Raw genomic sequence first — 11,494 nt, forward strand, 5'->3', positions numbered from 1 at the left:
CGATGGAGATAGATGATGAGTGTATTAACGGTATCCCATGTAACGCATGGCTTTGGGGCACGACAAATATTAGATGATGCATCGTTCCGACTGTTAAAGGGCGAGCATGTAGGCTTGATTGGTGCGAATGGTGAAGGTAAGTCTACGTTTTTAAATATCATTACAGGAAAACTGCCTCCTGATGAAGGTAAAATTGAGTGGTCCAATCAAGTGACCGTGGGCTATTTAGATCAACATGCGGTCCTTGAAAAGGGCATGACCATTCGTAATGTATTGCAACGTGCTTTTGATGATTTATACATTATGGAAGAGAATATCAACGATGCGTATAGTAAAATGGGGGATGTTTCAGAAGATGAAATGAATCGTCTCTTAGAGCAAGTTGGTGAATGGCAAGAAATTCTAGAGCAACGTGGGTTCTACGAGATTGATGCGGTTATTGAAAGAACCGCACAAGGACTGGGCCTTATGGATATTGGTTTAGAACGAGATGTATCTGAGCTAAGTGGTGGTCAACGTACAAAGGTTTTGCTGACTAAACTATTACTTGAAAAACCGACCATATTACTACTAGACGAACCGACGAACTATTTGGATGTAGAACATATTCATTGGTTGCAAAACTATTTACAAAATTACGAGAATGCTTTTATCTTAATTTCTCATGATATGGAGTTTTTAAACTCTGTGGTCAATGTAATCTACCATATTGAACAGGCTGTCCTTACTCGATATACTGGGGATTATCATCAGTTCCAAGCCGCCTATGAGGTTCAGAAGGCCCAGGCTCGCAAGGCTTATGAGCGCCAACAGCAAGAAATTGAACGTATGGAGGATTTTATTCAACGCAATAAGGCGCGTGTAGCTACCCGCGGTATGGCAAATTCTCGTGCTAAACGATTAGAAAAAATGGAAATTCTTGAAAAACCAAAGGAGTATATCAAACCATCTTTTGGATTTAAAGAAGGCCGTACACCTAGTCGTTTTATTGTTGAAGCCTTTGGACTTGAAATTGGCTATGATGAACCGTTAGCTAGACCGGTGGACTTTCAAATTGAACGCAATAAAAAAATTGCCATTCGCGGTGTCAATGGTTTAGGGAAAACAACCTTATTAAAGACTATTTTAGGTTTATTAAAACCGGTGAGTGGTGAATTAACAAAAGGTGATTTCCTTGAGGTTGGTTATTTTGCTCAAGAGGATGCACCATCTAACTCGGAAACTGCATTAGACTATATTTGGAATGAATACCCCGCTATGACAAATGCGGAGGTTCGTGCAGCACTGGCGCGTTGCGGTTTGTCAAATGAACATATTACATCTCAAATGCGCGTTTTATCCGGTGGTGAAAATGCGAAGGTAAGACTCTGTAAATTAATGCAGAAAAAATACAATGTTCTCGTTCTTGATGAACCGACAAATCATTTAGACATACACGCAAAAGATGAATTAGCACGAGCGTTGCGTGACTTTAAAGGCACCATTGTTCTCGTCAGCCATGAACCAGAATTTTATGAAAGTTGGATCACCGATATTTGGAATATAGAGGATTGGACAACGAAAATCGTTTAGGAGGGCCTATGAATCAACTTGCTAAAGAAGGGATAGAACAGTTTTTGCGCGCTCTATCCGTTGATACAAAGGCGCCAGAATTAGAAAAAACACCAATCCGTGTAGCCGAATTATATGAAGAGCTATTTTCTGGTGTAGGTAAAGATACAAAGGAGTTATGGGGAGAGCTGTTTTCTACGGATTATAATGGCTTAGTAGCTGTTACAGACATTCCGTTCTACTCCATGTGTGAACATCATCTATTGCCATTTTTTGGCACTGTAGATGTAATATATCAACCACATAGTGGTTGTGTAGCTGGCTTAAGTAAGTTTAATGATGTAATAACGGTATTAAGTAGAAAACCACAATTACAAGAACGATTGACTCGGGAAATAGCTGATGCTATCGAACGAGATTTATCGGCAGAAGGTGTTTTTGTACGTCTTAAAGCGACACAATTATGTATGTTGGTGAAGGGGACTTTGCAACAAGGCTCGCAAGTGGTAACCATAGAAAGCAGAGGCTTATTAAGGGAGGCTGGATCTTTGCGAGACGAAGCATTGGCTATGTTAGGAGGCACAAATGTATAAACGTAGACAATATACTTGGAGTGATGGAAAATCATTACGCTTATTTGACCATACATTGATTATGGGGATTTTAAATGGTACGCCAGACTCTTTCTCTGATGGTGGATTGCATAATACACCCGAATCAGCGGCAGAGTGGACTCGTCAAATGATTCTTGACGGGGCTGATGTGATTGATTTAGGTGTTGAATCAACGCGACCTGGATGTACACCATTGACAGCAGATGAAGAAATTGAACGCCTTAGTGTATTGATTGATCCTGTATTAGAGGCATCTACTGTACCTGTATCCATTGATACGTATCACGCTAAAACGGCTGATTATGCATTCTCTAAAGGAGCGCATATTTTAAATGATGTATGGGGATTACATTATGATCCAGATATGGCGGCCGTAGCTGCAAAACATCGCGTGCCGATTATCATTATGCACAACAGCAATGATACAAATTACGATGATATCATTGAAGATATGAAAGCCTATTTCTTCTCTGCTGTTGATAAAGCTTTAAAAGAAGGAGTACAACCACAAAATATTTGGCTTGATCCAGGTATTGGTTTCGGGAAAACAGAGGAACAAAATATTGAGGTTTTACAACGTTTAGGTGAAATTACAGCTTATGAATACCCTGTATTGTTAGCACCTAGTCGAAAGCGCTTTATTGGCTCCATGCTTGGTGGACTTCCTCCAGAAGAACGTGATGAAGGTACTGTAGCAGCTTGTATTACAGGAGTTTTCCAAGGTGTTGATATGGTTCGTGTGCACAATGTATTAATGCATAAACGTGCTCTTGTTGTAGCGGATGGTCTACTTCGCGGCGAATAAGGGGTTTACTATGGATAAGATCGTATTAAAAAACATGGCTTTTTACGGATATCATGGTAATTTAGAGTCTGAAAAATCTCAAGGGCAACGCTTCTTCGTAGATGTGGAGATTAAAACTGATTTAACAAAGCCTGGTCAAACCGATGTTTTGGAGGACTCCATCAATTATGTTGAGGTTTATGATATGGTGGCCTCTATTATGACTGGTGAAAGTTGCAATTTACTTGAACATATTGGGGCATTAATTGCAGATTCACTCTACCAACATTTTCAAGGAATTATTGGTTTAAGCGTAGCCGTTCGCAAACCATCGGTACCTATTGCCGGTGTATTAGATTATGTAGAGGTTGTAACGACTCGAGGTCAAATTTAATGTACACATACTATATTAGTGTAGGTTCTAATATAGGGAATCGCCGTCAGTTTATTATGGGCGCATATGATTCGCTTTCAATACATCCTCAAGTTCATAGGATTACTAGTTCCTCCGTTATGGAGACAGAACCTTGGGGCTATACAGAGCAAGATGTGTTTTTAAACGCTGTTTGGCGTGTATCTAGCTCATTAGAACCTCACGATTTACTCGATGTCTTACAGTCATTAGAATGTGAGGCTCAACGTAAGAGGGATATTCATTGGGGACCAAGAACACTTGATTTGGATATTGTATATGCCCTATCGGATGATGGTGCGTGTATGTATATCAATGATGCTCGATTAGTGATTCCTCATCCCTATTTTTGGGATAGACTATTTGTTTTAGAGCCCTTGATGGAGCTAGATAAAGCGTTTACATATAATGGGGAATCCATAGGTGATAGGATTCAAACACTAAAGAAATAATATAAGATGTGTATTCATAAGGGGTTAAGATGAATGCAAAACGACTGGGATTTATCTTTATTGCCATTCTTCTAATGGGGTTATCTTATTGGGCGATGTCGATGGTTAATAATGATGTAAAGTCTGTTAAGGTAGATCCTGAACAGCATACTTTGATGGTTATATCAAATGATGCAGTTATATCTAAACGTATATTAGGAATGAAACAAATCGGTGATGACGTATACTTTTTAGGCTATGAAGGCTATGGTATTTATAATGTAAAAGAAAATACTATTCGTCTCAATGCAATCCAATTTAAAGGTAACCATATTGAGCCAGGGCAATTAAAAAATTATCATAAAGGTGTACGTCACGTAGAAACTGTAGCGAACTTTCAAGATTTTTCTGCTGATGAACAACGTAACTTTTCAGATTTGCTCAATGCTACTGATAAAGGAGCTCATTATATAAAGCCTTATTACCAATCTGGTTATGAATCTTCGCTCATCGATTTAGATAAGAAATTTTTTATTACTAATAATGTAAAGTCTCTTAAGCAAGGTGATTCAAAATTATATATTTTAGATGGCTCTGGATTTATCATTATTGATCGGTCAAAACAAGAAATTCAGGGATACTTTAACACTCGTATTCTAGGAGAGGGTACGAAAGGTGTTCCTGATAGCTTGAAAGGTCATTATGGATCACAATTTATACGGATTTATGCATTAAATAAGATAGAACCAGATGACTTATCTATTTTGTGGAATTTACGTAAACAATATTTAGAAAAGAATAAAATTGATGTACAGGAACAAAATCTATTTCCTCTGGAATTAATTGATGTACATCAGTAGGAGGTACACATGCTTTGGTCTATTATCGTAGGTGGTTTTATTGGTTTCGTAGCAGGACGTATTACTAAGAAAGCGAAAAGCATGGGAATTATTCTTCGTGTTGTAGCAGGTTTAGTTGGGGCCTCTGTGGGTCAAGCTTTACTTGGTACATGGGGTCCAAGTCTTGCTGGTATGGCTTTAATTCCTTCTATCGTAGGTGCAGTTATCGTTATTGCTGTAGTGAGTTTCTTTTTTGGAAGGGACTAACAATATATTTAAAAAAGGACTATTATAGTAAGTGGCTATAATAGTCCTTTCAATTATTTATAAACTAAATGGTATTGAGGAGGCCTTTATGAAATTACGTAAAGTAGGTATTATCGGAACTGGACATGTAGGCTCGCATGTAGCCTTTTCTTTAGCTTTGCAAGGCGAAGTTGATGAGTTATATATGATAGATATTGATGAAAAGAAAGCTAAAGCACAGGCTATGGATGTTAATGATGCGGTTAGTTATATCCCTCATCGTGTAACGGCTACATCTGGTCCGATTGAAGAATGTGGTGATTGTGATATTCTTGTTTTTAGTGCGGGTCCACTACCTAATTTATATCAAGATCGACTAGAAAGCCTTGGTGATACAATCGCAGTGCTAAAGGATGTTATTCCTCGAATTAAAGCATCTAGATTTAAGGGCTTTATTATTTCTATATCTAATCCAGCAGATGTAGTGGCTACGTATTTATGTAAACATTTAGATTGGAATCCAAAGCGCATTATTTCGTCAGGTACAGCGCTAGATTCTGCAAGATTGCAAAAAGAGTTAGCTCATATATTCGATATTAGCAATCGAACTATTACTGCTTATTGCATGGGTGAGCATGGCGCAAGTGCTATGGTGCCATGGTCCCATGTGTATGTACAAGGCAAGCCGTTAGTAGAATTGCAAAAAGAATTGCCTCATAGATTTCCAGAACTAGATCATAAACAAGTTTTAGATGATGTTAAAATTGGTGGATATCATGTGTTGGCAGGCAAAGGCTCTACGGAATTTGGTATAGCAAGTGCCACCACAGAGTTAATTCGCTCTGTATTCCATGATGAGAAAAAAGTATTGCCATGTTCTTGTTATTTAGATGGTCAATACGGGGAAACAGGCGTTTTTGCATCCACACCTGCTGTCATTGGCAAGGATGGCATAGAAGATGTTCTTGAATTACAAATGACAGAGGATGAATTGGCTTTATTTAAGAAATCCTGTGCGGTTATTAGAGAATATGCAAAAAAAGCAGAAACTATGTAATGTATCTTAAATATATTTCAAAATAAATCTACTTTTATACAATTTTCTACCTATAATTTCCTAGGGGTTCTGTGGTATAATTTGTTATTATGTATATAGTTAATACTATTTTTGGGGGCGCTGCATGAAACAATCTGAACATCGTGAAAAACCGATAAAGCGTAGACGGGTGCAACGAAATCGACGCGCTGAAGATCGTAAGATTGTCATTATGTGGGTGAAACGCATTGCAGTTGCAGTAATGGTTATGCTTTTACTTGGACAAGCATATCGCTTAGTAGCTATATATCAAGAAAAACAACATATTGAACAACAATTGCAAGAATTGCAACAAAGAAATGATGAATTAGAACAAGAAAAAGCAAAGCTACAAGATCCTAAGAATATTGAAAATGTAGCACGTGAGCAATTAGGCCTCGTTAAACCGGGTGAAGTGCCATATGTAAAATGATCTTGTCATCATTGGTGTAGTTTTAGTTTATATTTTGAGGTTTTATTAGGAGGTTGCATGGCAATCGAAGTTGGTAGCGTTTTAAACGGTACAGTTTCCGGTATTACAAAGTTTGGTGCTTTTATCGATTTAGGTGATAAACAAACAGGTTTAGTTCATATTTCAGAAGTAGCTCATGGCTATGTAGAGGATATTAACGATGTACTAAAAGTACAAGATGCAGTGAAGGTAAAGGTCTTATCTGTAGATGGTAGTAAAATTGGTCTTTCCATTCGTCAAACTCAAGAAAAACCACAAGTAGAGGAACGCCGTCCAGAGCGCCGTGTACAAAGTCGACAAAGTGCAGAGTCTTTTGAGGCAAAGATGAAATCATTCTTGCGTGATAGCAACGAGCGATTACATGATTTAAAACGTAATACAGAAGGTAAACGTGGTGGCCGTGGCGGTCGTCGCGATTAAAATAAAGAGATGGTTTCGGCCATCTCTTTGTGCATATACTTTAAAATTGTAATTATAGTGGGTAATTAATAGAGGGATAATAAGGAGGGGCGGCTATGAAAGCTGCTATTATCGATGTAGGTTCTAATTCTATTCGATTATTACTAGGAACTTATATAGATGGTCAATGGCATAACGAACCAAAGCGGTTATGGACAACGCGATTAGGCAAACGAAATGAAGATGGATCGTTAACGACAGAATCGATGGATGCATCTTATAAAGCGTTTTCTGAAATAGCCACTCTAGCGAAAGATTATGGCGTAGACCATTGTCTTGCATTTGCAACGAGTGCCGTTCGAGAAGCATCAAATGGCATTGCGTTTATGGAGCAAGCCATGACATATTGCTCCATGACGTATCGTATCTTAAGTGGTGATGAAGAAGCAGTTTATGGATTTAAAGGCGCTTTACAAGATCGTTTAGCTGACGGATTACATTATGCAACCATTGATATTGGCGGTGGTAGTACTGAGTTGGCACTCGGTTCTAAAGATAGCATCTATTGGAGTCGTTCGTACCCTGTTGGAGCAGTACGTCTTCGCCCACTTTCAGATGAAGGCCCACAACGAGTATGGGAAGAAACTAGATTCTTATGGGACCCTATGATGATAGAGGGCACCTTTGGTGACTTTATTGGCATAGGTGGTACTATTACAACCTTGGCAGCTATTGATTTAAAAATGACAGAATATGATGGTCATAAGATTCAAGGTCATAAATTATCAAGAGAGTGTGTGGAAGGCATTATTTTACAATTGCGTTACATGAGTCGTGATGAACGTTTACATGTACCAGGACTACAGCCTGGGCGTGCAGATATTATTGTAAGTGGTGCAGAAATACTAACATCATTTATGGATGCTTATGAGGTTCCTCATATTTTTGTGAGTGAACAAGATGGGATGGAAGCATTGCAACAAGAATTGTTTGAAGGTCATGATGAGCCAACACAGTAAAACTACTCCAAAAGTAATTAAACAACTACATAGAACTGTTAATAAAACCTTAAAAGATGCTAATTTATTTCCTAAGGAAGCACGTGTTTTGATTGCTTGCTCCGGTGGTCCAGATTCTATGGTCTTGCTAGATGTATTGCAATATTTAAATTATCATAGGAAAGCCCAGTGGACTATCGGCGTTACAACTATAGATCATTGCATTCGCAGTGAAGGTGCTAGTGAATTACAGCTAGTGGAAAACTATTGTAAGGCGAGAAATATACCTTTCTGGGGGATAAAAAGGGATGTTCCTGCTATAGCTAGGGCGCGAAAAGAGTCTGTAGAGACCATTGGTCGTTATGAGCGTTATGCGTGGTTTAATCAATTAGCAGAACGTGAAGGCTATGATTATATCGTTACCGCTCATCATAAGGATGATCAAGCGGAAACTATTTTGGCACATATACTGCGTGGAACGGGGATTAAAGGCCTTACAGGAATGATTGTGGTGAGTCATGATTATACGGTTCCCGTTGTTCGACCATTATTAGAAGTGACAAAATCTGAAATATTGGAATATGCTCAATTACAGAGAATTGTTTATTGTATAGACGGTTCTAATGAGGATGTACAATATAATCGTAATCGCATACGCCATGAAGTGATTCCTGTCTTACAAACAATAAATCCCAATGTAGTAGATGCACTATGTCGACTAGGAAATATTGCTCATGTTGATGAGGCTTATATATATGGTGAAAGTAGACGTTTATTTTCACAACTAGTGATGCTGACTCCATATGGATATACTGTGTCACGACGTGCTATGAGAGCATTGCCACTAGCTATGCAACGTAGACTGTGGCAGTTGATGATTACTAGTGTGTCACTGTCCTTGTTACATCAAGAGCAACTAGAGCATATTGTGAAATCAGGAGAACCCAAAACTTTCACCATTCAAAAAGTTACAATTAACGCACAATGTGATACAATACATGTATATTGCGAACATTAGATATAGAGCCGGGAGGTCTTTTATATGCATCAAGATGTAAAAGAGATTTTATATACTCAAGAACAATTAGCGTCTCGTATTCGTGAATTAGGCGCTACCATCAGCAAAGATTACGCAAACGATTCTGTTGTACTTGTAGGTGTATTGAAGGGTGCTATTGTTTTCTTTACTGATTTAGCACGTACTATCGATAACACCGTAGATGTATCCTTTGATTTTATTTCTTGTTCTAGCTATGGAGATGGCACAACCAGTACTGGTGTAGTGCGAATTTTAAAAGATTTGGATCGTTCCGTAGAAGGCAAGCATGTATTAGTCGTAGAGGATATTGTAGATACTGGTACGACACTTCACTATTTATTAGATAATTTAAAAGCACGCGGTGCTAAGAGTGTTCGTCTTGTGGCGCTTCTTAATAAGCCAGAACGTCGTAAAATGGACGTTGATGTCGATTATGTAGGCTTTACTGTGCCAGACTATTTTGTTGTTGGTTATGGTTTAGACTATGCTGAACGATATCGTCAATTACCGTATATTGGTATTTTGAAAGAATCAGTTTATCAATAAATGACAAATATATGTTAAACCTAAATAATGGCGAGTGTTTGTTCGCCTTTTATGGTATAATATAATAATGCATATCATTATGCATTTAAATTAAATAGATTATACATTACATGTGAAAGGAGTAATTTTTTGAGTCAATTTAGTAAAAAACTCGTCCTTTACTTACTTATCATTGCAATTGCCGTTTTCGCTATAGATTCACTTGCAGGGCAAAACAATAATAAAGCCGAAATGAGTTATACCGGTTTTGTACAACAGGTACAACAAAAAAAGGTTGAGTCTGTAACGATAACAAATGACCATGGTATCAAGGGGAAATTAAAAAATGGTACGGATTTTGTATCCTATGCACCATCTGATGATACATTGATTAAAACCTTGACAGATAATGGTGTTGAAATTACAGCAGCACCACCAGAACAACCTTCTTGGTGGGTAAGCCTATTAGGTTCTGCTATTCCAATTATTATCCTAGTGGTTGTATTCTTTTTCATCATGCAACAAACCCAAGGTGGTGGCGGTCGCGTGATGAACTTTGGCAAAAGCCGTGCTAAGATGATGGGCGACGGAAATGTAAAGGTTAAATTTAACGATGTAGCTGGTGCCGAAGAGGCAAAACAAGAATTGACTGAGGTCGTAGAATTCTTGAAGGATCCAGGTAAATTTACAAGCATTGGTGCTACTATTCCTAAAGGGGTATTATTAGCAGGACCTCCAGGTACAGGGAAGACTTTGTTAGCAAAGGCTGTAGCTGGCGAAGCTGGTGTTCCATTCTTTACCATTTCCGGTTCAGATTTCGTAGAAATGTTTGTCGGTGTCGGCGCATCTCGTGTGCGTGACCTCTTTGGTCAAGCGAAAAAGAATGCACCATGTATCATTTTTATTGATGAAATTGATGCGGTAGGCCGTCAACGTGGTGCGGGCCTTGGTGGTGGTCACGATGAACGTGAACAAACATTAAACCAATTGCTCGTAGAAATGGATGGCTTTAGTGCCAATGAAGGTATTATTACCCTTGCTGCAACCAATAGACCAGATATTTTAGATCCCGCGTTGTTGCGTCCAGGTCGCTTTGATAGACAAGTTGTTGTTGGCCGACCAGATCTTCGCGGTCGTGAAGCAATTCTTAAGGTTCATGCACGCAATAAACCGATGGCCGATGATGTGGACTTAAAAACAATTGCGAAAAAGACACCTGGTTTTACCGGTGCTGACTTGAGCAATTTGTTGAATGAAGCAGCCTTATTGGCAGCTCGCTTAAATAAAAAAATCATCACTATGGCTGAACTAGAAGAAGCTAGTGAAAAGGTTAGCATGGGACCAGAACGCCGTAGTCATATTGTTAGCGAAAAAGATCGCAAATTGACTGCTTATCATGAATCTGGTCATGCTATTGTGGCACATTTGTTGCCACATGCAAATCCTGTTCATAAGGTAACGATTATTCCTCGTGGCTATGCCGGTGGATATACAATGATGTTACCTAAGGAGGAACATGATTATAAAACAAAAGCTCAATTATTAGCTGATATACGCGTTTCTTTAGGTGGTCGTATTGCAGAGGCTCTTGTACTAGGTGATATTAGTACTGGTGCATCTGGGGACTTACAAACTGTAACAAGTACAGCGCGCTCCATGGTAATGCGTTGGGGCATGAGTGATACATTGGGACCAATCGTATTTGGTGAACAACAAGAACAAGTATTCCTTGGAAAAAATATCGGTCATGAACGCAACTTCAGTGAAGAAGTGGCAAGTAAAATCGATGTTGAGGTTCATCAGATTGTAGATGAAGCATATCGTGATGTAGAAAAATTGTTAACAGACAATATGGATTTCTTACATAACATGGCCAATGCCTTATTAGAAGAAGAAACAATTGATTCAACAGCAGTTGAAAACCTTCATAAATACGGTACTACTAAGGCTCCTGTCGAAACAGAAGATACAAACGTAGAGTCCGTGGAAGCAGTTACTAGTGCACCTGAATTTATGAATGAAACAAAAATTGATTCTACTGAATCTGATGTACAATCTTAATAGATAATCAAAAGAGGCTACCTTGCGGTGAATCGCAAGGTAGCCTCT

14 protein-coding genes are annotated in these 11,494 nt (G+C 38.6%); all 14 read left to right on the forward strand.

The window, feature by feature from the left end; genetic code table 11:
- Positions 1-15: 15 nt before the first annotated feature.
- A complete protein-coding gene (locus tag VTHSUH11_RS01305; RefSeq protein ID WP_105092364.1) occupies positions 16-1,572 on the forward strand; it encodes an ABC-F family ATP-binding cassette domain-containing protein in 1,557 nt (518 codons plus the stop codon).
- Positions 1,573-1,580: 8 nt separating this feature from the next.
- Complete coding sequence (gene folE / locus VTHSUH11_RS01310) at positions 1,581-2,144, forward strand: GTP cyclohydrolase I (RefSeq protein ID WP_105092365.1); 564 nt, start codon at positions 1,581-1,583, stop codon at positions 2,142-2,144.
- Positions 2,137-2,970: a dihydropteroate synthase gene (folP, locus tag VTHSUH11_RS01315; protein ID WP_105092366.1), complete on the forward strand. Its 834-nt coding sequence runs from the start codon at positions 2,137-2,139 to the stop codon at positions 2,968-2,970. The genes folE and folP overlap by 8 nt, the downstream gene beginning before the upstream one ends.
- 10 nt (positions 2,971-2,980) lie before the next feature.
- The gene (gene folB / locus VTHSUH11_RS01320; protein ID WP_059361668.1) at positions 2,981-3,343 is read left to right on the forward strand and encodes a dihydroneopterin aldolase; all 363 of its coding nucleotides are present in this window, start codon (positions 2,981-2,983) and stop codon (positions 3,341-3,343) included.
- The gene (folK, locus tag VTHSUH11_RS01325; protein WP_105092367.1) at positions 3,343-3,813 is read left to right on the forward strand and encodes a 2-amino-4-hydroxy-6-hydroxymethyldihydropteridine diphosphokinase; all 471 of its coding nucleotides are present in this window, start codon (positions 3,343-3,345) and stop codon (positions 3,811-3,813) included. The genes folB and folK overlap by 1 nt, the downstream gene beginning before the upstream one ends.
- A gap of 29 nt (positions 3,814-3,842) precedes the next feature.
- Positions 3,843-4,652, forward strand: a complete 810-nt coding sequence (locus VTHSUH11_RS01330; protein ID WP_105092368.1) for a hypothetical protein — start codon at positions 3,843-3,845, stop codon at positions 4,650-4,652.
- 9 nt (positions 4,653-4,661) lie between these two features.
- Positions 4,662-4,898, forward strand: coding sequence for a GlsB/YeaQ/YmgE family stress response membrane protein (locus tag VTHSUH11_RS01335; RefSeq protein WP_016476584.1), 237 nt, complete (start codon positions 4,662-4,664; stop codon positions 4,896-4,898).
- 88 nt (positions 4,899-4,986) lie between these two features.
- Entirely contained in the window at positions 4,987-5,934 is a 948-nt protein-coding gene (locus tag VTHSUH11_RS01340) for an L-lactate dehydrogenase (protein ID WP_105092369.1), read from the forward strand.
- 124 nt (positions 5,935-6,058) lie between these two features.
- Positions 6,059-6,385: an FtsB family cell division protein gene (locus VTHSUH11_RS01345; RefSeq protein WP_005379832.1), complete on the forward strand. Its 327-nt coding sequence runs from the start codon at positions 6,059-6,061 to the stop codon at positions 6,383-6,385.
- 57 nt (positions 6,386-6,442) lie between these two features.
- On the forward strand, positions 6,443-6,844 hold the full coding sequence (locus VTHSUH11_RS01350) for a S1 domain-containing RNA-binding protein (protein ID WP_005379830.1): 402 nt from the start codon (positions 6,443-6,445) through the stop codon (positions 6,842-6,844).
- A gap of 95 nt (positions 6,845-6,939) precedes the next feature.
- Positions 6,940-7,842, forward strand: coding sequence for a Ppx/GppA phosphatase family protein (locus VTHSUH11_RS01355; protein ID WP_105092370.1), 903 nt, complete (start codon positions 6,940-6,942; stop codon positions 7,840-7,842).
- The gene (tilS, locus tag VTHSUH11_RS01360) at positions 7,823-8,839 is read left to right on the forward strand and encodes a tRNA lysidine(34) synthetase TilS (protein WP_105092371.1); all 1,017 of its coding nucleotides are present in this window, start codon (positions 7,823-7,825) and stop codon (positions 8,837-8,839) included. The genes VTHSUH11_RS01355 and tilS overlap by 20 nt, the downstream gene beginning before the upstream one ends.
- A gap of 24 nt (positions 8,840-8,863) precedes the next feature.
- Positions 8,864-9,406, forward strand: coding sequence for a hypoxanthine phosphoribosyltransferase (gene hpt, locus VTHSUH11_RS01365; RefSeq protein ID WP_059361674.1), 543 nt, complete (start codon positions 8,864-8,866; stop codon positions 9,404-9,406).
- A gap of 129 nt (positions 9,407-9,535) precedes the next feature.
- Positions 9,536-11,446: an ATP-dependent zinc metalloprotease FtsH gene (ftsH, locus tag VTHSUH11_RS01370; protein WP_105092372.1), complete on the forward strand. Its 1,911-nt coding sequence runs from the start codon at positions 9,536-9,538 to the stop codon at positions 11,444-11,446.
- Positions 11,447-11,494 lie beyond the last annotated feature (48 nt).

Origin of the sequence: Veillonella tobetsuensis, assembly GCF_002959935.1 — a bacterium.
Lineage (GTDB): Bacteria > Bacillota > Negativicutes > Veillonellales > Veillonellaceae > Veillonella > Veillonella tobetsuensis.

What these genes read in the sequence shown, in the direction of transcription:
- folP (WP_105092366.1), top strand. Translation starts at nt 2,137, where the DNA reads ATGTATAAACGTAGACAATATACTTGGAGTGATGGAAAATCATTACGC.
- VTHSUH11_RS01340 (WP_105092369.1), top strand. Translation starts at nt 4,987, where the DNA reads ATGAAATTACGTAAAGTAGGTATTATCGGAACTGGACATGTAGGCTCG.
- VTHSUH11_RS01330 (WP_105092368.1), top strand. Translation starts at nt 3,843, where the DNA reads ATGAATGCAAAACGACTGGGATTTATCTTTATTGCCATTCTTCTAATG.
- folK (WP_105092367.1), top strand. Translation starts at nt 3,343, where the DNA reads ATGTACACATACTATATTAGTGTAGGTTCTAATATAGGGAATCGCCGT.
- hpt (WP_059361674.1), top strand. Translation starts at nt 8,864, where the DNA reads ATGCATCAAGATGTAAAAGAGATTTTATATACTCAAGAACAATTAGCG.
- VTHSUH11_RS01355 (WP_105092370.1), top strand. Translation starts at nt 6,940, where the DNA reads ATGAAAGCTGCTATTATCGATGTAGGTTCTAATTCTATTCGATTATTA.
- VTHSUH11_RS01350 (WP_005379830.1), top strand. Translation starts at nt 6,443, where the DNA reads ATGGCAATCGAAGTTGGTAGCGTTTTAAACGGTACAGTTTCCGGTATT.
- folE (WP_105092365.1), top strand. Translation starts at nt 1,581, where the DNA reads ATGAATCAACTTGCTAAAGAAGGGATAGAACAGTTTTTGCGCGCTCTA.
- folB (WP_059361668.1), top strand. Translation starts at nt 2,981, where the DNA reads ATGGATAAGATCGTATTAAAAAACATGGCTTTTTACGGATATCATGGT.
- VTHSUH11_RS01345 (WP_005379832.1), top strand. Translation starts at nt 6,059, where the DNA reads ATGAAACAATCTGAACATCGTGAAAAACCGATAAAGCGTAGACGGGTG.
- VTHSUH11_RS01335 (WP_016476584.1), top strand. Translation starts at nt 4,662, where the DNA reads ATGCTTTGGTCTATTATCGTAGGTGGTTTTATTGGTTTCGTAGCAGGA.
- VTHSUH11_RS01305 (WP_105092364.1), top strand. Translation starts at nt 16, where the DNA reads ATGAGTGTATTAACGGTATCCCATGTAACGCATGGCTTTGGGGCACGA.
- tilS (WP_105092371.1), top strand. Translation starts at nt 7,823, where the DNA reads ATGATGAGCCAACACAGTAAAACTACTCCAAAAGTAATTAAACAACTA.